This window comes from Caballeronia arationis, from assembly GCF_001544975.2.
Taxonomy (GTDB): Bacteria; Pseudomonadota; Gammaproteobacteria; order Burkholderiales; family Burkholderiaceae; genus Caballeronia; species Caballeronia arationis.
Window position 1 is genome coordinate 1 of record NZ_FCOG02000030.1, and the last position, 20,772, is coordinate 20,772.

A 20,772-nucleotide genomic window follows, 5' to 3' on the forward strand; every position below is an offset into this window, starting at 1 on the left:
AAGTACGACTTCCCGGGCGACGACACGCCGATCATCAAGGGTTCGGCCAAGCTCGCGCTGGAAGGCGACAAGGGCGAGCTGGGCGAAGTGGCGATCATGAACCTGGCCGACGCACTGGACACGTACATTCCGACGCCGGAGCGCGCAGTTGACGGCGCGTTCCTGATGCCGGTGGAAGACGTGTTCTCGATCTCGGGTCGCGGCACGGTGGTGACGGGCCGTATCGAGCGCGGTGTGGTGAAGGTTGGCGAGGAAATCGAAATCGTCGGTATCAAGCCGACGGTGAAGACGACCTGCACGGGCGTGGAAATGTTCCGCAAGCTGCTTGACCAAGGTCAAGCGGGCGACAACGTCGGTATTCTGCTGCGCGGCACGAAGCGTGAAGACGTCGAGCGTGGTCAGGTTCTGGCCAAGCCGGGTTCGATCAACCCGCACACGCACTTCACGGCAGAGGTGTATGTTCTGTCGAAGGACGAAGGCGGTCGTCATACGCCGTTCTTCAACAACTATCGCCCGCAGTTCTACTTCCGCACGACGGACGTAACGGGTTCGATCGAGTTGCCGAAGGACAAGGAAATGGTCATGCCGGGCGACAACGTGTCGATCACGGTGAAGTTGATCAACCCGATCGCGATGGAAGAAGGCCTGCGCTTCGCCATCCGCGAAGGCGGCCGTACAGTCGGCGCGGGTGTCGTGGCGAAGATTCTCGAGTAAAATCGAACTCTTGCCTGGAGTTGATGTAAGAAGTAACGTGCCCGGGGCCGGGCGTCCTCCCTAAGCGGATGCCCGGCCTCACGCTCTTTTACCAAATCGGCGGCGCAATACCGCCTCGCTCTTTTTCAAGGAATCGTCATGCAGAACCAGAAAATCCGCATTCGCCTGAAGGCTTTCGACTATCGTTTGATCGATCAATCGGCAGCCGAAATCGTCGATACCGCGAAGCGGACTGACGCAATCGTTCGTGGTCCGGTGCCGCTGCCGACCCGCATCCAACGCTTTGACATCCTGCGTTCGCCGCACGTCAACAAGACGTCGCGCGATCAGCTCGAAATTCGTACGCACCAACGCCTGATGGACATCGTCGATCCGACGGACAAGACCGTCGACGCGCTCATGAAGCTCGACCTGCCGGCTGGCGTCGACGTGGAAATCAAGCTGCAGTAAGGTTGCACCCGTCGCCGGGCGCGCCTGGCGACGCTAAGTCTTTGATTGCTTGCGGAAAACGAAAAGCCTTGTTATACTTCAAGGCTTTTCGCGCATTTGCGCAAAAAAGCTGGCTCAAATCTTCGCGAGGAGAGCCGGCATTTTGTAAATCAGCCCCGACCAATCGCAGTTGGGAATGGAGAAAACGATGAGCCTTGGACTCGTAGGTCGCAAGGTTGGCATGACCCGTATCTTTACGCCTGAGGGGGATTCGATTCCCGTCACCGTACTGGACGTGTCGGACAACCGCGTGACGCAGATCAAGACCGTTGAAACGGATGGTTATACCGCCGTTCAGGTTGCATTCGGTACTCGCCGCGCATCGCGCGTGACGAAGCCGTTGGCAGGTCACCTTGCCAAAGCCGGCGTTCAAGCCGGTGAAGTCCTCAAAGAATTTCAAATCGATGCCGCGAAGGCTGCCGAGTTGTCGAACGGCGCAGTGATCGGTACGGATCTCTTCGAAGTTGGCCAGAAAGTCGACGTGCAAGGCGTGTCGATCGGTAAGGGCTACGCCGGTACCATCAAGCGCTACAACTTCGCATCGGGCCGCGCATCGCATGGTAACTCGCGTTCGCACAACGTTCCGGGTTCGATCGGTATGGCGCAGGATCCGGGTCGTGTTTTCCCGGGTAAGCGCATGACGGGTCACATGGGCGACGATACCGTTACGGTTCAGAACCTCGTGATCGCTCGTATCGACGCCGACCGCAATCTGCTGCTGGTTCGCGGTGCCGTTCCTGGCGCCAAGGGCGGCAAGGTTTTCGTGACGCCGGCTGTCAAGACGCGCGCTGTGAAAGGAGCGAAATAATGGAACTTAAGCTCCTGAATGCCAATGGTCAGGAAGGCGCAGGCGTGAACGCATCGGACGTCGTGTTCGGTCGCGATTACAACGAAGCCCTGATCCATCAGATCGTCGTGGCTTATCAAGCCAACGCACGCAGCGGCAACCGCGCGCAGAAGGACCGTGAGCAAGTCAAGCACACGACCAAGAAGCCGTGGCGTCAAAAGGGTACGGGCCGCGCTCGTGCCGGTATGTCGTCGAGCCCGTTGTGGCGCGGCGGTGGCCGTATCTTCCCGAATTCGCCGGAAGAAAACTTTTCGCACAAGGTCAACAAGAAGATGCATCGCGCAGGTCTCTGCTCGATCTTCTCGCAGTTGGCCCGTGAAGGCCGTATTTCGGTGGTCGACGAGCTGACGCTCGAAGCGCCGAAGACCAAGTTGTTGGCCGACAAATTCAAGGCGATGGGTCTCGACTCCGTGTTGGTGATTACCGATACGGTCGACGAAAACCTGTACCTCGCGTCGCGCAACCTCGCCCATGTGGCAGTTGTCGAGCCGCGTTACGCCGACCCGCTCTCGTTGATCTACTTCAAGAAAGTCCTGATTACGAAGGCTGCGGTCGCCCAGATCGAGGAGTTGCTGTCATGAGCGAGATTCGCAAGAACGATCATCGTTTGATGCAGGTCCTGCTCGCGCCGGTGGTCTCCGAAAAGGCGACGCTGGTGGCCGACAAGAACGAGCAAGTCGTGTTCGAAGTCGCGCCCGATGCCACGAAGCAGGAAGTGAAGGCTGCTGTCGAGCTGCTGTTCAAGGTGGAAGTCAATTCCGTCAACGTGCTGGTCACGAAGGGTAAAGCCAAGCGCTTTGGCCGCTTCATGGGCAAGCGCAAGGATGTGAAGAAGGCGTACGTCTGCTTGAAGCCCGGCCAGGAAATCAACTTTGAAGCGGAGGCCAAGTAATCATGGCAATCGTAAAAGTTAAGCCGACTTCGCCGGGCCGCCGCGCGATGGTCAAGGTGGTCAACAAGGATCTGTACAAGGGCAAGCCGCACGCAGCGCTGCTCGACTCGCAGTCCACGACCGCCGGCCGTAACAACAACGGCCGCATCACGACCCGTCACAAGGGTGGTGGTCACAAGCAGCATTACCGCCTCGTCGATTTCCGTCGCAACAAGGACGGCATTCCGGCAAAGGTCGAACGTCTCGAGTACGACCCGAACCGTAGCGCGAACATCGCGCTGGTTCTGTACGCAGACGGCGAGCGCAAGTACATCATCGCTCCGAAGGGTGTGATCGTTGGCCAGCAACTGATGTCGGGTTCGGAAGCACCGATCCGCGCAGGCAACACGCTGCCGATCCGCAACATCCCGGTTGGTACGACGATTCACTGCATCGAAATGCTGCCCGGCAAGGGCGCGCAGATCGCGCGTTCGGCTGGGACGTCGGCGATGCTGCTGGCTCGCGAAGGCACCTACGCGCAGGTTCGTCTGCGCTCGGGCGAAATCCGCCGCGTGCACATCGAGTGCCGCGCGACGATCGGTGAAGTGGGCAACGAAGAGCATAGCCTCCGTCAAATCGGCAAGGCTGGCGCGAACCGCTGGCGCGGTATCCGCCCGACGGTGCGCGGCGTTGCAATGAACCCGGTCGATCACCCGCACGGTGGTGGTGAAGGTAAGACGGCAGCAGGTCGCGATCCGGTGAGCCCGTGGGGCACGCCGACGAAGGGTTATCGTACCCGCAGCAACAAGCGCACGACGACGATGATCGTCCAGCGCCGTCACAAGCGCTAAGGAGTAGGCAATGGCACGTTCTGTTAAAAAAGGTCCGTTCTGCGACGCCCATTTGCTGAAGAAAGTTGAGGCGGCTGCAGCTTCGCGTGACAAGAAGCCGATCAAAACCTGGTCGCGTCGTTCGACGATTCTGCCGGATTTCATCGGTCTGACGATTGCCGTACATAACGGCCGTCAACACGTTCCGGTGTATGTGTCGGAAAACATGGTCGGCCACAAGCTTGGCGAGTTTGCATTGACCCGTACGTTCAAGGGTCATGCAGCCGACAAGAAGGCCAAGAAATAAGGGGCTATCAAGATGGAAGTAAAAGCTATTCATCGCGGTGCCCGCATCTCGGCGCAGAAGACGCGCCTTGTGGCTGACCAGATCCGTGGTTTGCCGGTCGACAAGGCGCTGAACGTTCTGACGTTCTCGCCGAAGAAGGCGGCGGGTATCGTCAAGAAGGTCGTGCTGTCTGCGATCGCTAATGCGGAGCACAACGAAGGCGCCGATATCGACGAGCTCAAGATCACGAGCATCTACGTCGACAAGGCTGCATCGCTGAAGCGTTTTACCGCGCGCGCAAAAGGCCGTGGTAACCGCATCGAGAAGCAATCCTGTCACATCACTGTGACGGTCGGGAATTAAGGAGCCATACGATGGGACAGAAAATTCATCCGACAGGCTTCCGCTTGGCCGTCAGCCGGAATTGGGCGTCGCGTTGGTACGCGAACAACAACAATTTCGCGTCGATGCTGCAGGAAGACATCGGTGTTCGTGAATACTTGAAGAAGAAGCTGAAGAACGCTTCGGTTGGTCGGGTGGTCATCGAGCGTCCGGCGAAGAACGCGCGCATCACGATTTACAGCTCGCGTCCGGGTGTTGTGATCGGCAAGAAGGGCGAAGACATCGAACTGTTGAAGTCGGAACTGCAGAAGCGCATGGGCGTTCCGGTTCACGTCAACATCGAAGAAATCCGCAAGCCGGAAACCGACGCGCAACTGATCGCCGATTCGATCACGCAACAGCTCGAGCGCCGGATCATGTTCCGCCGCGCGATGAAGCGTGCAATGCAAAACGCCATGCGTCTGGGTGCCCAAGGCATCAAGATCATGAGCGCGGGCCGTCTGAACGGCATCGAAATCGCTCGTACCGAGTGGTATCGCGAAGGTCGCGTGCCCCTCCATACGCTGCGTGCCGATATCGATTACGCAACGTCGGAAGCGAAAACCACGTACGGCATCATCGGCGTGAAGGTGTGGGTCTACAAGGGCGACACGCTGGGCCGCAACGATGCACCGGTGGTCGAAGAAGTGACCGAAGACAAGCGTCCGCGCCGCAACGCACGTCCGGGTGGCGATCGCCGTCCGCGTCGCGATGGTGAAGGTGGTGGCCCGGCAGGTGCACGCCGTGGCGCTCCTCGTCGTGCCGGCGGTGCCGGTGACGGGAAGACTGGAGAATAACGATGCTGCAACCGAAACGCAGAAAGTATCGCAAAGAGCAAAAGGGTCGTAACACCGGCAAGGCGACGCGCGGCAATGCCGTGTCGTTCGGTGAATACGGTCTGAAGGCTATCGGTCGCGGCCGTTTGACCGCGCGTCAAATCGAAGCGGCGCGTCGTGCAATGACGCGCCACATCAAGCGCGGCGGCCGTATCTGGATCCGCATTTTCCCGGACAAGCCGATCTCGCAAAAGCCGGCTGAAGTACGGATGGGTAACGGTAAGGGTAACCCTGAGTACTACGTCGCAGAGATTCAACCGGGCAAGATGCTGTACGAAATGGACGGTGTTACCGAAGAACTGGCACGCGAAGCGTTCCGTCTGGCTGCAGCCAAACTGCCGCTGAAGACGTACTTCGTTTCGCGCCAGCTCGGCGCCTAAGGAGTGAATGATGAAGGCTTCTGAACTTCACCAGAAAGACCAGGCCGCGCTCAACAAAGAGCTGACGGACCTGCTGAAGGCGCAATTCGGCCTGCGCATGCAACTCGCGACGCAGCAGCTCACGAACACGAGCCAGCTGAAGAAGGTTCGTCGCGACATCGCACGTGTGCGGACCGTCCTGACTGAGAAGGCGAACCAGAAATGAACGATAGCGTAAAAACCTCGCTCAAGCGGACGCTGGTCGGCAAGGTCGTCAGCAACAAGATGGACAAGACGGTCACCGTGCTGGTCGAGCACCGTGTGAAGCATCCGATCTACGGCAAGTACGTCGTGCGTTCGAAGAAGTATCACGCGCATGACGACGCGAACACGTACAACGAAGGCGATCTCGTCGAGATCCAGGAAACGCGTCCGATTTCGAAGACGAAAGCCTGGGTTGTGTCGAAGTTGCTCGAAGCGGCTCGCGTGATCTAAGCGCCAGATGCGGTAAAAGCAGTATCGCAGTAACTTTCGCTTGCAAGGCCGGGATTATGAGTTATAATCTCGGTCTTCCCTCTTTGTGGGAGCCCCGTCGCGGGCGAAGTTGGTGGGGGAAGCCGGTTCGGGCGCCATGCCCGTATCGACAGATTCACCGGATTGCGATGGCGGGTTTCGTCTGCCCTCGCTGCCTGTTCTAACCCAAGCAGCCGATTGGCTGACGGGACCAAGACTGACCGGATGCGCCATGGTGGTGCAATCGGATTAAGTTGGGAAAGATAAACCATGATCCAGACCGAAACTCGGCTTGAAGTGGCCGACAACACGGGTGCGCGTGAAGTCATGTGCATCAAGGTGCTCGGCGGCTCGAAGCGTCGTTACGCTAGCATTGGCGACATCATCAAGGTGACCGTCAAGGAAGCAACGCCGCGCGGACGCGTGAAGAAGGGCGAAATTTACAACGCTGTGGTCGTTCGTACGGCCAAGGGCGTGCGCCGCCAGGACGGCTCGCTGATCAAGTTCGACGGCAATGCCGCCGTTCTTTTGAACGCGAAGCTCGAACCCATCGGCACGCGTATTTTTGGGCCGGTCACGCGTGAACTGCGTAGCGAACGATTCATGAAGATCGTTTCGCTCGCGCCGGAAGTGCTGTAAGGAGTCGCGATGAACAAGATTCGCAAGGGTGACGAAGTCATCGTCATCACCGGCAAGGACAAAGGCAAGCGCGGTGTCGTGCTGGCCGTTGGGGAAGATCGTGTGACGGTCGAGGGTATCAATCTCGTCAAGAAGCACGTGAAGCCGAACCCGATGAAGGGTACGACGGGCGGTGTGGAAGCCAAAACGATGCCGCTGCATATTTCGAACGTCGCATTGGTCGACGCGAATGGCAAGGCGTCGCGAGTGGGCATCAAGGTCGAAGGCGACAAGAAGGTTCGCTTCTTGAAGTCGACGGGCGCCACGCTCAACGCCTGACGCGGAGTTAAAAAATGGCTCGTCTGCAAGAATTTTATAAAGAGAAGGTTGTACCCGGCCTCGTCGAGAAGTTCGGTTACAAGTCCATCATGGAAGTGCCGCGCATCACCAAGATCACCCTGAACATGGGTCTTGGGGAAGCCGTCGCCGACAAGAAGATCATCGAAAACGCCGTTGGCGACCTGACGAAGATCGCTGGCCAGAAGCCGGTGATCACGAAGGCACGCAAGGCAATCGCTGGCTTCAAGATTCGTCAGGGTTATCCGATCGGCGCGATGGTTACGCTGCGCGGTCAGGCCATGTACGAATTCCTCGATCGTTTCGTGACGGTTGCGCTCCCGCGTGTGCGTGACTTCCGTGGCGTGTCGGGTCGTGCGTTCGACGGTCGCGGCAACTACAACATCGGTGTGAAAGAGCAGATCATTTTCCCCGAAATCGACTACGACAAGATCGACGCGCTGCGTGGGCTGAACATCAGCATCACGACAACTGCGAAGACTGACGACGAAGCAAAGGCACTGCTCGCCAGCTTCAAGTTCCCGTTCAGAAACTGAGGTTACCGTGGCTAAACTGGCACTGATCGAACGTGAAAAGAAGCGTGCACGCCTCGCAGCCAAGTACGCTCCCAAGCGCGCTGAACTGAAAGCTGTGATCGACGACGCGAGCAAGTCGGATGAAGAGCGTTATCTCGCTCGCCTGGCTTTGCAACAACTGCCGCGTAATTCGAACCCCACTCGCAAGCGCAACCGCTGCGCGATCACGGGTCGTCCGCGTGGCACGTTCCGTAAATTCGGACTGGCGCGCAGCAAGATTCGCGAAATCGCTTTCCGCGGCGAAATCCCTGGCCTGACCAAGGCGAGCTGGTAATAGGAGAAACGTAAATGAGCATGAGTGATCCTATCGCCGATATGCTGACTCGCATCCGCAACGCGCAGATGGTCGAGAAGGTTTCGGTGACTATGCCCTCGTCGAAAGTCAAGGTTGCGATTGCGCAGGTTTTGAAGGACGAAGGTTATATCGACGATTTCGCGGTGAAGGCTGAAGGTGCGAAGTCGGAATTGAACATCGCGTTGAAGTACTACGCTGGCCGCCCGGTTATCGAACGCCTCGAGCGCGTGTCGAAGCCTGGTCTGCGTGTGTACCGCGGTCGCAACGACATTCCTCAGGTGATGAATGGCCTGGGCGTTGCAATCGTCTCGACGCCGAAGGGTGTGATGACCGATCGCAAGGCGCGCCAGACTGGCGTCGGCGGCGAAGTCATCTGCTACGTCGCTTAACCGAAAAGGAGAAGAAACATGTCTCGAGTAGGTAAGAGCCCGATCGCGCTGCCGCAAGGCGCCGAAGTGGCCCTGAGCGGCGATGTCATCACCGTGAAGGGTCCGCTGGGCACGATTTCCCAGGCGGGCAATCCGCTGGTGAAGGTAGCAAACGAAAACGGCACGCTCAACTTCGCGCCGGCTGATGAAAGCCGCGAAGCGAACGCGATGTCGGGCACGATGCGCGCACTCGTTGCGAACATGGTGAACGGCGTGACGAAGGGTTTCGAGCGCAAGCTGACGCTGGTTGGCGTCGGTTACCGCGCACAAGCGCAAGGCGACAAGCTGAATCTGTCGCTGGGTTTCTCGCACCCCGTGGTGCACCAGATGCCGGAAGGCGTCAAGGCTGAAACTCCGTCGCAAACCGAAATCGTGATCAAGGGGATCGACAAGCAGAAAGTTGGCCAAGTAGCTGCGGAAGTGCGCGGTTACCGTCCGCCGGAGCCCTATAAGGGCAAGGGCGTGCGCTATGCCAACGAGGTCGTTATCCTCAAAGAAACGAAGAAGAAGTAAGGGTGCGCAATCATGGATAAGACTCAATCTCGCCTGCGCCGCGCTCGTCAGACGCGTGTCAAGATCGCTGAACTGCAGGTCGCGCGTCTCGCCGTGCATCGCACGAACACGCATATCTATGCGCAAGTGTTCTCGCCGTGCGGCACCAAGGTGCTCGCAAGCGCGTCGACGCTGGAAGCTGAAGTGCGTGCCGAACTGGCCGACAAGTCGGGCAAGGGCGGCAACGTCGACGCTGCGACCCTGATCGGCAAGCGTATTGCTGAAAAGGCGAAGGCTGCCGGCGTCGAATCCGTCGCCTTTGACCGCTCGGGTTTCCGCTACCACGGCCGCGTGAAAGCGCTGGCTGATGCCGCGCGCGAAGCCGGGCTCAAGTTCTAAGGGAAGAATTCGTCATGGCAAAGATGCAAGCGAAAGTTCAGGCTGACGAACGCGACGACGGCCTGCGCGAAAAGATGATCTCGGTCAACCGCGTGACCAAGGTGGTGAAGGGCGGCCGGATTCTCGGTTTTGCCGCACTGACCGTGGTCGGCGACGGTGACGGCCGCATCGGCATGGGCAAGGGCAAAGCAAAGGAAGTTCCGGTTGCTGTTCAGAAGGCAATGGAACAAGCCCGCCGCAACATGTTCAAGGTGCCGCTCAAGAACGGTACGCTGCAACACGAAGTGCACGGTAAGCACGGCGCATCCGCAGTCCTCCTCGCTCCGGCGAAGGACGGTACGGGCGTGATCGCTGGCGGCCCGATGCGCGCAGTGTTCGACGTAATGGGCGTGCAAAACGTGGTGGCGAAGAGCCACGGCTCGACGAACCCGTACAACCTCGTTCGTGCGACGCTCGACGGTCTGCGCAAGCAGTCGACCCCGGGTGACATCGCGGCGAAGCGCGGCAAGTCCGTCGAAGATATTTTGGGCTAAGCCTCGAGGTCACCATGTCTGATAAAACTGTCAAGGTTCAGCTCGTCAAGAGCCTGATTGGGACCCGCGAATCGCACCGTGCAACGGTGCGTGGCTTGGGCCTGCGCCGACTCAACTCGGTCAGCGAACTGCAGGATACGCCGGCAGTTCGCGGAATGATCAACAAGGTCTCGTACCTTGTTAAGGTCATCAACTGAGCGGCTGACTAGGGATTCAAGGAGTTGAATATGGAATTGAATAACCTGAAGCCGGCAGAAGGCGCGAAGCACGCAAAGCGTCGCGTCGGTCGCGGTATCGGCTCTGGCCTGGGCAAGACCGCTGGTCGCGGTCACAAGGGTCAGAAGTCGCGTTCGGGCGGCTTCCACAAGGTCGGCTTCGAAGGCGGTCAAATGCCGCTGCAACGCCGTCTGCCGAAGCGTGGCTTCACCTCGCTGACGAAGGAATTCGTCGGGGAAGTGCGCCTGTCGGATCTGGAAGCACTGCCGGTCGACGAAATCGATTTGCTGGCACTGAAGCAAGCGGGTCTGGTCGGCGAGCTCATCAAGAGCGCGAAGATCATCAAGACCGGCGAGCTGAAGCGCAAGATCACGGTGAAGGGCCTCGGTGCTACAAAAGGCGCCCGTGCTGCAATCGAAGCCGCTGGCGGCTCGTTCGCCGAGTAACGCGCTTTTGCCGTTACTAGCAATAGCATCGGAGAAGGTTCTTGGCTAACAGCCCGAGTCTCGCAAAACCCGGTCGAAGCGCGGCGAAGTTCGGTGATCTGCGTCGGCGTGCAGTGTTCCTGCTGCTGGCGCTGGTCGTCTACCGTATCGGCGCGCATATTCCGGTGCCGGGTATCGACCCGGACCAACTGGCGAAGCTGTTCCAGAGCCAGTCGGGCGGCATCCTTGGCATGTTCAACATGTTCTCGGGTGGCGCGTTGTCGCGGTTCACGATTTTTGCGCTGGGCATCATGCCCTACATTTCGGCGTCGATCATCATGCAGTTGATGTCGATCGTGTCGCCGCAAATGGAGGCGCTGAAGAAGGAAGGACAAGCGGGACAACGCAAGATCACGCAGTACACGCGGATCTTCACGGTGGTTCTCGCGACGTTCCAGGCGTTTGGCATCGCCGTTGCGCTGGAGAATCAGCCGGCGCTGGTGCTGGATCCTGGCATGGTTTTCCGTCTCACGACGGTCGTCACGCTGGTGACGGGCACGATGTTCCTGATGTGGCTGGGTGAGCAGATCACGGAGCGCGGTCTCGGCAACGGCATTTCGATCATCATCTTCGGCGGTATCGCGGCGGGTTTCCCGAATGCGATCGGTGGGCTGTTCGAGCTGGTTCGCACCGGTTCGATGAGCATCATCTCGGCGATCATCATCGTGGTGTTGATTGCGGCGGTCACGTATCTGGTTGTGTTCATCGAACGCGGTCAGCGCAAGATCCTCGTCAATTACGCAAAGCGCCAGGTCGGTAACAAGATTTACGGCGGTCAGTCTTCGCATTTGCCGCTGAAGCTGAACATGTCGGGTGTGATTCCGCCGATTTTTGCATCGTCGATCATCCTCTTCCCGGCAACCATCTTGAACTGGTTCAGTTCGGGTACGCGGACCGGCTGGTTCGCAAACACGCTGCACAACGTGGCCGAGGCTTTGAAGCCGGGTCAGCCCGTGTACGTGTTGCTGTACGCGTTGGCGATCGTGTTCTTCTGCTTCTTCTACACCGCGCTGGTGTTCAACAGCAGGGAGACGGCCGACAACTTGAAGAAAAGCGGCGCATTCGTTCCTGGGATCCGCCCGGGCGACCAGACCGCACGGTATATCGACCGCATCCTGACGCGCCTGACGCTGGCCGGTGCGATCTACATCGTGTTTGTGTGCTTGCTGCCTGAGTTCTTGGTATTGCGCTGGAACGTGCCGTTTTATTTTGGTGGAACGTCGCTGCTGATCATTGTCGTCGTCACGATGGACTTCATGGCGCAGGTGCAGTCGTACGTTATGTCGCAACAGTATGAGTCGCTGCTTAAGAAGGCCAACTTCAAGGGCGGCAACGTCCCGATGCGCTAATTAAGGACTATGGCCAAAGACGATGTAATCCAGATGCAGGGTGAGGTTGTAGAAAACCTCCCCAACGCTACTTTCCGGGTGAAGTTGGAAAATGGCCATGTGGTGCTGGGGCATATTTCCGGGAAGATGCGGATGCACTACATCCGCATCCTACCGGGCGACAAAGTTACGGTTGAATTGACGCCTTACGATCTGTCTCGTGCGCGGATCGTGTTCCGGGCGAAGTGATTTGAAAAAAGGGTAATATCATGAAAGTGATGGCATCGGTTAAGCGCATTTGCCGCAATTGCAAGATCATCAAGCGCAAGGGCGTTGTGCGCGTGATTTGCAGCTCTGATCCGCGCCACAAACAGCGTCAAGGCTGAACGCCGCGCTTTTGCTTGCGCTTTTTGTTTGAGGAAAAACAATGGCTCGTATCGCAGGGGTTAACATCCCGAATCACCAGCATACCGAAATCGGCCTGACGGCTATCTTCGGTGTCGGACGCACGCGCGCTCGCGGCATCTGTGTCGCTTCTGGTGTGGAATTTTCGAAGAAGGTCAAGGACCTCACCGACGCAGACCTCGAAAAGCTGCGTGACGAAGTGGGCAAGTTCATCGTCGAAGGCGACCTGCGTCGTGAAGTGACGATGAACATCAAGCGCCTGATGGATCTGGGCTGCTACCGCGGCGTGCGCCATCGCAAGGGGCTGCCCATGCGCGGCCAGCGTACGCGCACCAATGCCCGTACGCGCAAGGGTCCGCGTCGTGCAGCGCAATCGCTGAAGAAGTAAGCGGAACTGACAGTTACAGGAAAACGTAATGGCTAAGGCTTCGAACAACTCCGCGGCGCAACGCGTTCGCAAGAAGGTCAAGAAGAACGTCGCCGAGGGCGTGGTTCACGTTCACGCGTCGTTCAACAACACCATCATCACGATCACCGATCGTCAAGGCAACGCGCTTGCCTGGGCGACGTCGGGTGGCCAGGGTTTCAAGGGCTCGCGTAAGTCGACGCCGTTTGCAGCTCAGGTCGCAGCCGAATCGGCTGGCCGCGTGGCGATGGAATACGGCGTGAAGAACCTCGAAGTGCGGATCAAGGGCCCTGGCCCTGGTCGCGAATCGGCGGTGCGCGCGTTGCATGGTCTTGGTATCAAGATCACCGCGATCTCCGACGTGACGCCGGTCCCGCACAACGGCTGCCGTCCGCCGAAGCGCCGTCGTATCTAAGGCGTCGCTGCCGCAAACCTCCTGCTGGTGCTAGCGCGCCGGCGGGATGCTTGCGTTATGAATTTGACTAAGCCCACCGTTCGGCCCAGAGGGTTCGGACTAGCGCGGATGGAAGTCCGCGTGATCAATTTTTAAGGATGCAAAGTGGCACGCTATACCGGTCCTAAAGCCAAGCTGTCCCGCCGTGAAGGCACTGACCTCTTCCTGAAGAGCGCACGTCGTTCGCTCGCTGACAAGTGCAAGCTCGATAGCAAGCCTGGTCAGCACGGCCGCACGTCGGGTGCTCGTACGTCCGACTACGGCACGCAGTTGCGCGAAAAGCAAAAAGTTAAGCGCATCTACGGCGTGCTCGAGCGCCAGTTCCGTCGTTACTTCGCCGAAGCCGATCGCCGCAAGGGCCCGACGGGTGAAAACCTGCTGCAATTGCTCGAATCGCGTCTCGACAACGTCGTGTATCGCATGGGTTTCGGCTCGACGCGCGCAGAAGCACGTCAGCTCGTGAGCCACAAGTCGATCACGGTGAATGGCCAGGTCGCGAATATCCCGTCGTTGCAAGTGAAGGCGGGCGACGTGGTTGCCGTGCGTGAGCAGTCGCGCAAGCAGGCTCGCATCGTCGAAGCGCTTTCGCTGGCTGAACAAGGCGGCATGCCGAGCTGGGTTTCGGTTGATGCCAAGAAGTTCGAAGGCACGTTCAAGGCAATGCCGGAACGCAGCGACATCGCTGGCGACATCAACGAAAGCCTGATCGTCGAATTGTATTCGCGGTAATCGGATTAGCGGCCGGGGGACCCTGATTGCCGAAGGCAAGGGGTAGCCTCGGCTGTTTATTTTCAGGTTGTTACCGGTCAGCCTTATCGGTGTAACGAGCCGAGGGTATTGAAAAGGAAAACCTATGCAAACCAGTTTGTTGAAGCCCAAGATTATTGCAGTTGAATCGCTTGGCGAAAGCCACGCGAAGGTGGTCATGGAGCCGTTCGAACGCGGTTACGGCCACACCTTGGGTAACGCGCTTCGGCGTGTGCTGCTGTCGTCGATGGTGGGCTACGCGCCGACCGAAGTGACGATCGCAGGCGTCGTGCATGAATATTCGACGCTCGACGGTGTGCAAGAGGATGTGGTCAACCTGCTGTTGAACCTGAAGGGCGTTGTCTTCAAGCTGCACAACCGTGACGAAGTGACCGTCACGCTGCGCAAGGAAGGCGAAGGCGTCGTCACGGCCGGCGATATCGAACTCGCGCACGACTGCGAGGTCATCAATCCCGAGCACGTGATTGCGCATCTGTCGAAGGGCGGCAAGCTCGACGTTCAGATCAAGATCGAAAAGGGCCGCGGCTATGTGCCGGGCAATGTGCGTCGCTATGGCGAGGAGTCGGCCAAGATCATCGGTCGTATCGTGCTGGACGCGTCGTTCTCGCCGGTTCGCCGCGTGAGCTACGCCGTCGAAAGCGCGCGTGTCGAACAGCGTACGGACCTCGACAAGCTCGTGATGAACATCGAAACCAACGGCGTCATTTCGCCCGAGGAAGCGATCCGTCAGTCGGCGCGTATCCTGGTCGATCAGTTGTCGGTCTTCGCTGCACTGGAAGGCACCGAAGCAGCGGCGGAAGCGCCGTCGCGCGCGCCGCAGATCGATCCGATCCTGCTGCGCCCGGTGGATGATCTGGAACTCACGGTTCGCTCGGCGAACTGCCTGAAGGCCGAGAACATCTACTACATCGGCGATCTGATCCAGCGCACGGAAAACGAACTGCTTAAGACGCCGAATCTGGGTCGCAAGTCGCTGAACGAAATCAAGGAAGTCCTGGCTTCGCGCGGCCTGACACTCGGCATGAAGCTCGAAAACTGGCCGCCGGCTGGTCTCGACAAGTAAGGCAGCGCTGTACGTGCAACTGGTCAAGACGCGGATTTTCCTTTAAAATCCGCGTCTTGCCTTTTTTCTCGACCGGCCCGTGCGTCATCTGGACGCAATAGAAGAGCTGGATCAAAACTTAAGTGATAGGAACTGAAAATGCGCCATAAGCATGGTTTGCGGAAACTGAACCGCACGAGCAGCCACCGTCTGGCAATGCTCCGTAACATGTCGAATTCGCTGATCGAGCACGAAGTCATCAAGACGACGCTGCCGAAGGCGAAGGAACTCCGTAAAGTCGTCGAGCCGCTGATCACGCTCGGCAAGAAGCCGTCACTGGCAAATCGTCGTCTGGCGTTCAACCGCCTGCGCGATCGCGATTCCGTCGCGAAGCTGTTCGACGTGCTCGGCCCGCGCTACGCGAGCCGTCCGGGTGGCTACCTGAGCATCCTGAAGTTCGGTTTCCGCGTCGGCGATAACGCACCGATGGCACTCGTCCAGTTGATGGACCGTCCGGAAGTCGCGGATGCCGACGAAGTGCAAGAAGCTGAATAAGCGCGCTTCCGCAAGTATGAAAAGGCCAAGCTCTGCTTGGCCTTTTTCGTTTTGCAGGCCGGGCGTCCAACGCGGTCGGCGCCCGAGATGGGCATGCGGCGTCGGTGCTACGATAGGCGCATAACCCTTTTTCAACCGCACTCGAACGCGATGAAGCCTGAAGTGAACCCGCCGGTTGTCCTGATCCTGACGACGTTGCCCGATGCCGCCGCGGCCAGCGTTCTCGCGCAAAAAGCGCTCGACGCCCGGCTCGCAGCATGTGTGACGGAATACGGCGCCGTCCGCTCTCGTTATCACTGGCAAGGGCAGGTGGAAGCGGCCGAAGAAATCCAGATGCTCTTCAAGACCTCGATCGCCCGAAGCGACGAACTGCGGCGCTTCATTGCTTCGAACCATCCCTACGAAACACCCGAAATTCTCTCGTGGCAGGCCGAAGCATCGCAGGGCTACGGGCAGTGGGTCATTGCGGAAACTTCACGTCCTCTTCATGTTTAAGTCTTCTGGCGCCGTCGCGCGTCGCGTCTTCGCTGCAGTTGCCTGTCTGCTCTCATGTTGCGTCCTGCTGCTCGGTGCGTCGGGTATCGCGCGCGCGGCGGACGATTTCCTCGATCCGGCTGTCGCGTTCAAGTTCAGCGCGACCGAACGTCCCGGCGAGATCGAGGTGCGTTACAAGATCGCGGACGGCTACTACATGTATCGCGAGCGGTTTGCATTCGCCACGAAAGACGGCACGGCGACGCTCGGCGACCCGCAGTTGCCGGCCGGCAAAGTCCACTTCGATCAGACGTTCAACAAAGACGTCGAAACTTACCGCGGCGACCTTGTCATTCGTATCGCGGTGAAGCAGGCGAGCGGGCCGTTCGATATCGCCGTTACGTCGCAGGGCTGCGCCGATCAGGGCATCTGCTACCCGCCGATGGAGCGCGTGTACCGCGTAAGCGGCGCGGCGCTTCAGGCGGCCGACGCCACCGCTCCGCCGCCGCGCACCGGCACGCCTTCGGACGCACCCTGGTACGACCGCGCTACAAACGCGGATTACGCGCAATCGCTGCTGGAAGGCGGCGGCTTTTTCGCGGTCGTCGGACTGTATTTCGTCGCGGGCATCGTCCTGAGCCTTCTGCCGTGCTCATATCCGATGATTCCGATCCTGTCGGCGATCATCATCGGCGAGGGCGCGCGTGTCACACGGGCGCGCGGGTTTGCGCTGTCGGCGGCCTATGTTTTCGGGATGGCGCTCGTCTATACGGCGCTGGGTGTCGCGGCTGCGCTCGTCGGGCAGAGTCTCGGCGCGTGGTTGCAGAATCCGTGGGTGCTCGGCACGTTCGGCGTGCTCCTGACGGCATTCGCGCTGACGCTTATCGCAGGCTATGACATCGCGCTGCCCGAGCGCTGGCAGAGCGGCGTCAATGCGGCGTCGCAGAAGCGTTCCGGCGGGAAGTTCGCCGCCGTGACGGCGATGGGCGCATTGTCGGCGCTGGTCGTGGGTGCATGCATGACGGCGCCGCTCTTCGCCGTGCTCGCCTTCGTCGCGCATACCGGCAGCGCAGTGTTGGGGGCCGCCGCGTTGTTCTCCATGGGCGTCGGGCTCGGCGTGCCGCTGCTCGTCATCGGACTGGGTGCCGGCACCTTGCTGCCGCGCGCCGGTTCGTGGATGGACGGCGTTAAGGTCTTTTTCGGCGTCGTGCTGCTGGGGGCGGCCTTATGGATCGTTTGGCCCGTGCTGGGCGGCGTCGCGCAGATGCTGCTCGCGGCACTGTGGCTGCTGATCTCGGCGGCGGCGCTCGGCCTTTTCGCGGCGGGCGCGGCGTCCCTGACGATCTGGCGACGGCTTGGCCGTGGCCTCGGCGCGGCACTCGCGATCTGGGCCGCGACGCTGCTCGTGGGCCTCGCTGCCGGTTCGACCGATCCGTTGCGTCCGCTCGCCGTATTTGCCGCGCGCGGTAACGGCGGCGGCGCCACGCAGCAGGCGCAAGGCCCGACATTCGCATCGGTGCGCTCGTCGACGGAACTCGACCTCGCGGTGAAGGCTGCCGCCCGGCCGGCGATGCTGGACTTCTACGCCGACTGGTGCGTGTCCTGCAAGGAGATGGAGCATCTGACGTTCAGCGACCCGCGCGTGCGAGCCCGCCTCGCGCAGTTAAACCTTTTGCGCGCCGACGTCACCGCGAACAACACCGACGACCAGGCTCTTCTCAAGCGCTTCAAGCTGTTCGGCCCGCCGGGAATCATCTTTTTCGACGCCCAAGGCAATGAAAAGGCGCGCGTTATTGGATACGAGTCGCCGGAGAAATTCCTGAAGAGCATGGAAAAACTCGGCACAGCACCGACCACCTAAAAAAAAGGCGATGCCAACGGCATCGCCTTTTTTTCAATCCCAAACCGTTACTTCGATGCCCGCAGGATCCGCGCGGCGTCGAGCGCAAAATACGTCAGCACGCCATCCGCGCCCGCGCGCTTGAACGCGAGTAGCGATTCCATCATCGCCTTGTCGTGATCGAGCCAGCCGTTCTGGGTAGCGGCCTTGATCATCGCGTATTCGCCGCTCACCTGATACGCATAGGTCGGAAAGCGGAATTCCTCCTTCACGCGATACACGATGTCGAGATACGGCATGCCGGGCTTGACCATCACCATGTCCGCGCCTTCCTCGATGTCCATGCGCACTTCGCGCAAGGCTTCGTCGGAGTTCGCCGGGTCCATCTGATAGGTCATCTTGTTGCCCTTGCCGAGATTCGCAGCCGAGCCGACCGCATCGCGGAACGGTCCGTAGAACGCGGATGCGAACTTCGCGGCGTAGGCCATGATGCGCGTGTGGATGTGGTCTTCGCTTTCCAGCATCTCGCGAATCGCGCCGATGCGCCCGTCCATCATGTCCGACGGTGCGACGATATCGACACCCGCTTCAGCTTGCGTACGCGCCTGATCGACGAGGATCTCGCTCGTTTCGTCGTTCTTCACGTAGCCATCTTCGTCAAGCACGCCGTCCTGGCCGTGGCTTGTGTACGGGTCGAGCGCGACATCGGTGAGCACGCCCAGTTGGGGAAAATTCTTCTTTAGCTCGCGCACGGCGCGCGGAATCAGCCCTTCGGCGTGGGTCGCCTCGCGACCGTCGGGCGTCTTCAGCGACGGCTCGATCGCCGGGAAAAGCGACAGCACCGGCACGCCCAGTTCGACGCATTGCTCGGCCACTTTCATCAGCAGATCGACGGACGTGCGCTCGACGCCGGGCATCGACGGCACGGCCTGCCGCACATTCGTGCCCTCGACGATGAAAACCGGGTAGATCAGGTCGTTCGTGGTGAGGATGTTTTCGCGCATCAGGCGGCGCGAGAAGTCGTCGTGGCGCATGCGGCGCGGACGGTGATGCGGATAGAAACTCATGATTTTGTCGGCGTGGGGGATTCGATTGATGGCGGGAGACGCGGCGCGATCTGGCTAGAAGCCTTGCTGGCTGTGCCGCGCGGGTCCGTCCAGAAACTTTTCAAGACAATGGTATATCATACCGATCGAGCTAGGCGCTTTGCGCTGAACTCCCCGCTTCTCCTCCCTGAGCGGGTGCCTGTCGTTATTCGATTAGGCTGTTTGACCCGCCGTCATGCGGCGGGTTTTTTTATGTGCGGCCGCTTTTCACATGAAAAGCGCGCGTTCACTGCGCCGCGTCCTCGGCTTCGCTCTCGCCCGCCGCTTCAGGGATCAGCCAGCTTTCGATCAGCTCGTGCGCCTCTTCGATCCCGGTGCGCTTGAGCGCCGAAAAGAGTTGCACGGTCAGCTCCCCTCGATACCCCGCCGCCTTGTAGTCCGCGAACGATTTCTTCGTCGCGCGCAGGGCGTTGGTCATCTCCTGTCGCGTCAATTTGTCGCATTTGGTGAGGAGCGCGTGGATCGGCTTACCGGTCGGCGCGAACCAGTCGATCATGATCTGATCGAGTTCGGTCAGCGGCCGGCGCGAATCCATCATCAAGATCATCCCGCAAAGCTGGGCGCGGCTTTGCAGGTAGGTGGAGAGCAGTTGCTGCCAGTGCGCTTTCGCGGCGCCGGGCACTTCGGCATAGCCGTAACCGGGCAAGTCGACGATATGCGCGACGGGCGCATCGGCCGGCCCCACCGAGAAGTAATTGATATGCTGTGTGCGTCCCGGCGTCTTGCTCGCGAAAGCCAGCCGTTTCTGATTGCACAGGATGTTGATCGCGGTTGACTTGCCCGCGTTCGAGCGTCCGGCGAAGGCGATTTCGGGCTGCGGCGTGGGCGGCAGATCGCGCAGATGATTGACCGTCGTGAAGAAGCGGGCTTGATGGAGCAGGAATGACATTGGCGGGCCGATTGAGAAAGCTGTGAGAACCCAAGCCTTGAGAACCCCGTAAATACTGGGCTCGCCCCGACTGGCGTCTTTGCGATTAGCGGGTTATTGTACAATACGGCGGTTTTCCGAAGACCAGCAAGGGCGCGCAAGACCCAAGCCAGATAAGGAGCGGGACGGATTTTCGGGCATTTTTCGAGCCCTTCGTTCGGGTGTCTTGTGGCGAAAAAAGGTCGCCGTCGTTTTTTGCAGAACCTCACATTCTCACAAGACGAAAAACAGGGTACGCGAATGAACCGACTGTACAAGTCTCTGATGGTGCTTCAAGTTGCAGCAACGTTCGGTGGATTGGCAGTGTCAGTACAAGCGGCAGAGCCCGCCCAGCCTGCAAAACCGGATTTGAACCGGGGACAGGCAATCGCAACCCAGGTATGTGCCGCGTGTCACGCGGCGGACGGCAACAGCGCCGGCGCGGCGTTTCCGAAGCTCGCGGGCCAGCATGCCGAATACATCGTCAAGCAGTTGAAGGATTACAAGACGCAGCCGGGCGCAAAGGCGCCGGCGCGCAACAACCCGATCATGGCGGGCATCGCGAGCGCGCTGTCGGATCAGGATGCGGTCAACGTCGCGGCTTACTTCGCGTCGCAGAAAACCAAGCCGGGCTTCGCGCGCGACAAGAACACCGTCGCGCTCGGCCAGAAGATCTACCGCGGCGGCATCGCGGACAAGGGCGTGCCCGCGTGCGCGGCCTGTCACGGCGCCGCCGGCATGGGTATTCCGGTGCAGTATCCGCGGCTGTCGTGGCAGTGGGGCGACTACACCGCGGCGCAGCTGACCGCGTTCGCACAGGGCACGCGCAACAACAGCGAGCCGATGCACACGATCTCGCTGCGCCTTACCGATGCCGAGATCAAGGCGGTCTCGGACTACATCGCAGGTTTGCATTAAGTTGAGTTAGGCATCACGCGTCGAAGAGCGTCCAGCGATCCGCCG

General features: G+C 59.8%; 35 protein-coding genes. 33 read left to right on the forward strand and 2 right to left on the reverse strand.

The window, feature by feature from the left end:
* The 32 genes from AWB81_RS19200 to dsbD all read left to right on the forward strand — a co-directional run.
* Positions 1-714 (forward strand): EF-Tu C-terminal domain-related protein (locus tag AWB81_RS19200; RefSeq protein ID WP_268811755.1); only part of this gene is annotated, 714 nt, incomplete at its 5' end.
* 138 nt (positions 715-852) lie between these two features.
* Positions 853-1,164 carry a 30S ribosomal protein S10 gene (gene rpsJ / locus AWB81_RS19205; RefSeq protein WP_062638151.1) on the forward strand — a complete coding sequence of 104 codons (312 nt, stop codon included), beginning with the start codon at positions 853-855 and terminating at the stop codon, positions 1,162-1,164.
* 187 nt (positions 1,165-1,351) lie between these two features.
* Complete coding sequence (gene rplC / locus AWB81_RS19210; protein WP_062638152.1) at positions 1,352-2,011, forward strand: 50S ribosomal protein L3; 660 nt, start codon at positions 1,352-1,354, stop codon at positions 2,009-2,011.
* Entirely contained in the window at positions 2,011-2,631 is a 621-nt protein-coding gene (gene rplD / locus AWB81_RS19215; RefSeq protein WP_062638153.1) for a 50S ribosomal protein L4, read from the forward strand. Before rplC ends, rplD begins: the two co-directional genes overlap by 1 nt.
* Positions 2,628-2,942: a 50S ribosomal protein L23 gene (gene rplW, locus AWB81_RS19220; protein ID WP_060858186.1), complete on the forward strand. Its 315-nt coding sequence runs from the start codon at positions 2,628-2,630 to the stop codon at positions 2,940-2,942. Before rplD ends, rplW begins: the two co-directional genes overlap by 4 nt.
* A 2-nt stretch (positions 2,943-2,944) precedes the next feature.
* Entirely contained in the window at positions 2,945-3,772 is an 828-nt protein-coding gene (gene rplB / locus AWB81_RS19225; protein ID WP_062638154.1) for a 50S ribosomal protein L2, read from the forward strand.
* A gap of 10 nt (positions 3,773-3,782) precedes the next feature.
* Positions 3,783-4,058, forward strand: coding sequence for a 30S ribosomal protein S19 (gene rpsS, locus AWB81_RS19230; protein WP_035554748.1), 276 nt, complete (start codon positions 3,783-3,785; stop codon positions 4,056-4,058).
* 12 nt (positions 4,059-4,070) lie between these two features.
* Positions 4,071-4,400 carry a 50S ribosomal protein L22 gene (rplV, locus tag AWB81_RS19235; RefSeq protein WP_007730533.1) on the forward strand — a complete coding sequence of 110 codons (330 nt, stop codon included), beginning with the start codon at positions 4,071-4,073 and terminating at the stop codon, positions 4,398-4,400.
* An 11-nt stretch (positions 4,401-4,411) separates the two neighbouring features.
* Entirely contained in the window at positions 4,412-5,215 is an 804-nt protein-coding gene (gene rpsC / locus AWB81_RS19240) for a 30S ribosomal protein S3 (RefSeq protein WP_062638155.1), read from the forward strand.
* A gap of 2 nt (positions 5,216-5,217) precedes the next feature.
* Positions 5,218-5,634, forward strand: a complete 417-nt coding sequence (rplP, locus tag AWB81_RS19245; RefSeq protein WP_031361576.1) for a 50S ribosomal protein L16 — start codon at positions 5,218-5,220, stop codon at positions 5,632-5,634.
* Between the two features lie 10 nt (positions 5,635-5,644).
* Positions 5,645-5,839 carry a 50S ribosomal protein L29 gene (gene rpmC, locus AWB81_RS19250; RefSeq protein WP_035933103.1) on the forward strand — a complete coding sequence of 65 codons (195 nt, stop codon included), beginning with the start codon at positions 5,645-5,647 and terminating at the stop codon, positions 5,837-5,839.
* Positions 5,836-6,108 carry a 30S ribosomal protein S17 gene (gene rpsQ / locus AWB81_RS19255; protein WP_035933074.1) on the forward strand — a complete coding sequence of 91 codons (273 nt, stop codon included), beginning with the start codon at positions 5,836-5,838 and terminating at the stop codon, positions 6,106-6,108. The genes rpmC and rpsQ overlap by 4 nt, the downstream gene beginning before the upstream one ends.
* A gap of 288 nt (positions 6,109-6,396) precedes the next feature.
* Complete coding sequence (gene rplN / locus AWB81_RS19260; RefSeq protein WP_006052212.1) at positions 6,397-6,765, forward strand: 50S ribosomal protein L14; 369 nt, start codon at positions 6,397-6,399, stop codon at positions 6,763-6,765.
* A gap of 9 nt (positions 6,766-6,774) precedes the next feature.
* Positions 6,775-7,083, forward strand: a complete 309-nt coding sequence (gene rplX / locus AWB81_RS19265; RefSeq protein ID WP_062638156.1) for a 50S ribosomal protein L24 — start codon at positions 6,775-6,777, stop codon at positions 7,081-7,083.
* A 14-nt stretch (positions 7,084-7,097) separates the two neighbouring features.
* Positions 7,098-7,637, forward strand: a complete 540-nt coding sequence (gene rplE / locus AWB81_RS19270) for a 50S ribosomal protein L5 (protein WP_035933066.1) — start codon at positions 7,098-7,100, stop codon at positions 7,635-7,637.
* A 7-nt stretch (positions 7,638-7,644) separates the two neighbouring features.
* Positions 7,645-7,950 carry a 30S ribosomal protein S14 gene (gene rpsN / locus AWB81_RS19275; protein WP_014192473.1) on the forward strand — a complete coding sequence of 102 codons (306 nt, stop codon included), beginning with the start codon at positions 7,645-7,647 and terminating at the stop codon, positions 7,948-7,950.
* Positions 7,951-7,964: 14 nt separating this feature from the next.
* Positions 7,965-8,360, forward strand: a complete 396-nt coding sequence (gene rpsH, locus AWB81_RS19280; RefSeq protein WP_062638157.1) for a 30S ribosomal protein S8 — start codon at positions 7,965-7,967, stop codon at positions 8,358-8,360.
* A gap of 18 nt (positions 8,361-8,378) precedes the next feature.
* Positions 8,379-8,912: a 50S ribosomal protein L6 gene (rplF, locus tag AWB81_RS19285; protein WP_062638158.1), complete on the forward strand. Its 534-nt coding sequence runs from the start codon at positions 8,379-8,381 to the stop codon at positions 8,910-8,912.
* Between the two features lie 12 nt (positions 8,913-8,924).
* Positions 8,925-9,290, forward strand: coding sequence for a 50S ribosomal protein L18 (gene rplR / locus AWB81_RS19290; RefSeq protein ID WP_062638159.1), 366 nt, complete (start codon positions 8,925-8,927; stop codon positions 9,288-9,290).
* A 14-nt stretch (positions 9,291-9,304) separates the two neighbouring features.
* Positions 9,305-9,823: a 30S ribosomal protein S5 gene (gene rpsE, locus AWB81_RS19295; RefSeq protein WP_007180127.1), complete on the forward strand. Its 519-nt coding sequence runs from the start codon at positions 9,305-9,307 to the stop codon at positions 9,821-9,823.
* Between the two features lie 14 nt (positions 9,824-9,837).
* The gene (gene rpmD / locus AWB81_RS19300; RefSeq protein WP_035933051.1) at positions 9,838-10,020 is read left to right on the forward strand and encodes a 50S ribosomal protein L30; all 183 of its coding nucleotides are present in this window, start codon (positions 9,838-9,840) and stop codon (positions 10,018-10,020) included.
* A 30-nt stretch (positions 10,021-10,050) separates the two neighbouring features.
* On the forward strand, positions 10,051-10,485 hold the full coding sequence (rplO, locus tag AWB81_RS19305) for a 50S ribosomal protein L15 (RefSeq protein ID WP_062638160.1): 435 nt from the start codon (positions 10,051-10,053) through the stop codon (positions 10,483-10,485).
* Positions 10,486-10,526: 41 nt separating this feature from the next.
* Complete coding sequence (gene secY, locus AWB81_RS19310; RefSeq protein ID WP_062638161.1) at positions 10,527-11,873, forward strand: preprotein translocase subunit SecY; 1,347 nt, start codon at positions 10,527-10,529, stop codon at positions 11,871-11,873.
* Between the two features lie 9 nt (positions 11,874-11,882).
* The gene (gene infA, locus AWB81_RS19315) at positions 11,883-12,101 is read left to right on the forward strand and encodes a translation initiation factor IF-1 (protein ID WP_012734373.1); all 219 of its coding nucleotides are present in this window, start codon (positions 11,883-11,885) and stop codon (positions 12,099-12,101) included.
* A gap of 20 nt (positions 12,102-12,121) precedes the next feature.
* On the forward strand, positions 12,122-12,238 hold the full coding sequence (gene rpmJ, locus AWB81_RS19320) for a 50S ribosomal protein L36 (RefSeq protein WP_004199844.1): 117 nt from the start codon (positions 12,122-12,124) through the stop codon (positions 12,236-12,238).
* A 41-nt stretch (positions 12,239-12,279) separates the two neighbouring features.
* A complete protein-coding gene (rpsM, locus tag AWB81_RS19325; protein ID WP_062638162.1) occupies positions 12,280-12,645 on the forward strand; it encodes a 30S ribosomal protein S13 in 366 nt (121 codons plus the stop codon).
* A gap of 28 nt (positions 12,646-12,673) precedes the next feature.
* The gene (gene rpsK, locus AWB81_RS19330; protein ID WP_006052224.1) at positions 12,674-13,078 is read left to right on the forward strand and encodes a 30S ribosomal protein S11; all 405 of its coding nucleotides are present in this window, start codon (positions 12,674-12,676) and stop codon (positions 13,076-13,078) included.
* Positions 13,079-13,222: 144 nt separating this feature from the next.
* A complete protein-coding gene (gene rpsD, locus AWB81_RS19335) occupies positions 13,223-13,846 on the forward strand; it encodes a 30S ribosomal protein S4 (protein ID WP_062638163.1) in 624 nt (207 codons plus the stop codon).
* A 124-nt stretch (positions 13,847-13,970) separates the two neighbouring features.
* Positions 13,971-14,948, forward strand: coding sequence for a DNA-directed RNA polymerase subunit alpha (locus tag AWB81_RS19340; RefSeq protein ID WP_062638164.1), 978 nt, complete (start codon positions 13,971-13,973; stop codon positions 14,946-14,948).
* A 138-nt stretch (positions 14,949-15,086) separates the two neighbouring features.
* On the forward strand, positions 15,087-15,482 hold the full coding sequence (rplQ, locus tag AWB81_RS19345; protein WP_062638165.1) for a 50S ribosomal protein L17: 396 nt from the start codon (positions 15,087-15,089) through the stop codon (positions 15,480-15,482).
* Positions 15,483-15,632: 150 nt separating this feature from the next.
* Entirely contained in the window at positions 15,633-15,977 is a 345-nt protein-coding gene (cutA, locus tag AWB81_RS19350) for a divalent-cation tolerance protein CutA (RefSeq protein WP_200822522.1), read from the forward strand.
* On the forward strand, positions 15,970-17,817 hold the full coding sequence (gene dsbD / locus AWB81_RS19355) for a protein-disulfide reductase DsbD (RefSeq protein ID WP_087135069.1): 1,848 nt from the start codon (positions 15,970-15,972) through the stop codon (positions 17,815-17,817). The genes cutA and dsbD overlap by 8 nt, the downstream gene beginning before the upstream one ends.
* Positions 17,818-17,864: 47 nt before the next feature.
* Here dsbD and hemB read toward each other — a convergent pair whose 3' ends face one another.
* Entirely contained in the window at positions 17,865-18,863 is a 999-nt protein-coding gene (gene hemB, locus AWB81_RS19360) for a porphobilinogen synthase (protein WP_062638166.1), read from the reverse strand.
* 265 nt (positions 18,864-19,128) lie between these two features.
* A complete protein-coding gene (yihA, locus tag AWB81_RS19365; protein ID WP_062638167.1) occupies positions 19,129-19,791 on the reverse strand; it encodes a ribosome biogenesis GTP-binding protein YihA/YsxC in 663 nt (220 codons plus the stop codon).
* 279 nt (positions 19,792-20,070) lie between these two features.
* On the opposite strand from yihA, the gene AWB81_RS19370 reads away from it, so the two are divergent.
* Positions 20,071-20,727, forward strand: a complete 657-nt coding sequence (locus AWB81_RS19370; RefSeq protein ID WP_062638168.1) for a c-type cytochrome — start codon at positions 20,071-20,073, stop codon at positions 20,725-20,727.
* Positions 20,728-20,772 lie beyond the last annotated feature (45 nt).

What these genes read in the sequence shown, in the direction of transcription:
- rpsE (WP_007180127.1), top strand. Translation starts at nt 9,305, where the DNA reads ATGGCAAAGATGCAAGCGAAAGTTCAGGCTGACGAACGCGACGACGGC.
- rplX (WP_062638156.1), top strand. Translation starts at nt 6,775, where the DNA reads ATGAACAAGATTCGCAAGGGTGACGAAGTCATCGTCATCACCGGCAAG.
- rpsK (WP_006052224.1), top strand. Translation starts at nt 12,674, where the DNA reads ATGGCTAAGGCTTCGAACAACTCCGCGGCGCAACGCGTTCGCAAGAAG.
- rplC (WP_062638152.1), top strand. Translation starts at nt 1,352, where the DNA reads ATGAGCCTTGGACTCGTAGGTCGCAAGGTTGGCATGACCCGTATCTTT.
- rplN (WP_006052212.1), top strand. Translation starts at nt 6,397, where the DNA reads ATGATCCAGACCGAAACTCGGCTTGAAGTGGCCGACAACACGGGTGCG.
- AWB81_RS19340 (WP_062638164.1), top strand. Translation starts at nt 13,971, where the DNA reads ATGCAAACCAGTTTGTTGAAGCCCAAGATTATTGCAGTTGAATCGCTT.
- rpsC (WP_062638155.1), top strand. Translation starts at nt 4,412, where the DNA reads ATGGGACAGAAAATTCATCCGACAGGCTTCCGCTTGGCCGTCAGCCGG.
- rplQ (WP_062638165.1), top strand. Translation starts at nt 15,087, where the DNA reads ATGCGCCATAAGCATGGTTTGCGGAAACTGAACCGCACGAGCAGCCAC.
- rplD (WP_062638153.1), top strand. Translation starts at nt 2,011, where the DNA reads ATGGAACTTAAGCTCCTGAATGCCAATGGTCAGGAAGGCGCAGGCGTG.
- rpmC (WP_035933103.1), top strand. Translation starts at nt 5,645, where the DNA reads ATGAAGGCTTCTGAACTTCACCAGAAAGACCAGGCCGCGCTCAACAAA.
- rplO (WP_062638160.1), top strand. Translation starts at nt 10,051, where the DNA reads ATGGAATTGAATAACCTGAAGCCGGCAGAAGGCGCGAAGCACGCAAAG.
- dsbD (WP_087135069.1), top strand. Translation starts at nt 15,970, where the DNA reads ATGTTTAAGTCTTCTGGCGCCGTCGCGCGTCGCGTCTTCGCTGCAGTT.
- rplP (WP_031361576.1), top strand. Translation starts at nt 5,218, where the DNA reads ATGCTGCAACCGAAACGCAGAAAGTATCGCAAAGAGCAAAAGGGTCGT.
- AWB81_RS19370 (WP_062638168.1), top strand. Translation starts at nt 20,071, where the DNA reads ATGAACCGACTGTACAAGTCTCTGATGGTGCTTCAAGTTGCAGCAACG.
- infA (WP_012734373.1), top strand. Translation starts at nt 11,883, where the DNA reads ATGGCCAAAGACGATGTAATCCAGATGCAGGGTGAGGTTGTAGAAAAC.
- rplF (WP_062638158.1), top strand. Translation starts at nt 8,379, where the DNA reads ATGTCTCGAGTAGGTAAGAGCCCGATCGCGCTGCCGCAAGGCGCCGAA.
- rpmJ (WP_004199844.1), top strand. Translation starts at nt 12,122, where the DNA reads ATGAAAGTGATGGCATCGGTTAAGCGCATTTGCCGCAATTGCAAGATC.
- rpsJ (WP_062638151.1), top strand. Translation starts at nt 853, where the DNA reads ATGCAGAACCAGAAAATCCGCATTCGCCTGAAGGCTTTCGACTATCGT.
- rpsS (WP_035554748.1), top strand. Translation starts at nt 3,783, where the DNA reads ATGGCACGTTCTGTTAAAAAAGGTCCGTTCTGCGACGCCCATTTGCTG.
- rplB (WP_062638154.1), top strand. Translation starts at nt 2,945, where the DNA reads ATGGCAATCGTAAAAGTTAAGCCGACTTCGCCGGGCCGCCGCGCGATG.
- rpsQ (WP_035933074.1), top strand. Translation starts at nt 5,836, where the DNA reads ATGAACGATAGCGTAAAAACCTCGCTCAAGCGGACGCTGGTCGGCAAG.
- yihA (WP_062638167.1), bottom strand. Translation starts at nt 19,791, where the DNA reads ATGTCATTCCTGCTCCATCAAGCCCGCTTCTTCACGACGGTCAATCAT.
- rplW (WP_060858186.1), top strand. Translation starts at nt 2,628, where the DNA reads ATGAGCGAGATTCGCAAGAACGATCATCGTTTGATGCAGGTCCTGCTC.
- rplE (WP_035933066.1), top strand. Translation starts at nt 7,098, where the DNA reads ATGGCTCGTCTGCAAGAATTTTATAAAGAGAAGGTTGTACCCGGCCTC.
- rpmD (WP_035933051.1), top strand. Translation starts at nt 9,838, where the DNA reads ATGTCTGATAAAACTGTCAAGGTTCAGCTCGTCAAGAGCCTGATTGGG.
- rplV (WP_007730533.1), top strand. Translation starts at nt 4,071, where the DNA reads ATGGAAGTAAAAGCTATTCATCGCGGTGCCCGCATCTCGGCGCAGAAG.
- rplR (WP_062638159.1), top strand. Translation starts at nt 8,925, where the DNA reads ATGGATAAGACTCAATCTCGCCTGCGCCGCGCTCGTCAGACGCGTGTC.
- rpsH (WP_062638157.1), top strand. Translation starts at nt 7,965, where the DNA reads ATGAGCATGAGTGATCCTATCGCCGATATGCTGACTCGCATCCGCAAC.
- hemB (WP_062638166.1), bottom strand. Translation starts at nt 18,863, where the DNA reads ATGAGTTTCTATCCGCATCACCGTCCGCGCCGCATGCGCCACGACGAC.
- rpsM (WP_062638162.1), top strand. Translation starts at nt 12,280, where the DNA reads ATGGCTCGTATCGCAGGGGTTAACATCCCGAATCACCAGCATACCGAA.
- cutA (WP_200822522.1), top strand. Translation starts at nt 15,633, where the DNA reads ATGAAGCCTGAAGTGAACCCGCCGGTTGTCCTGATCCTGACGACGTTG.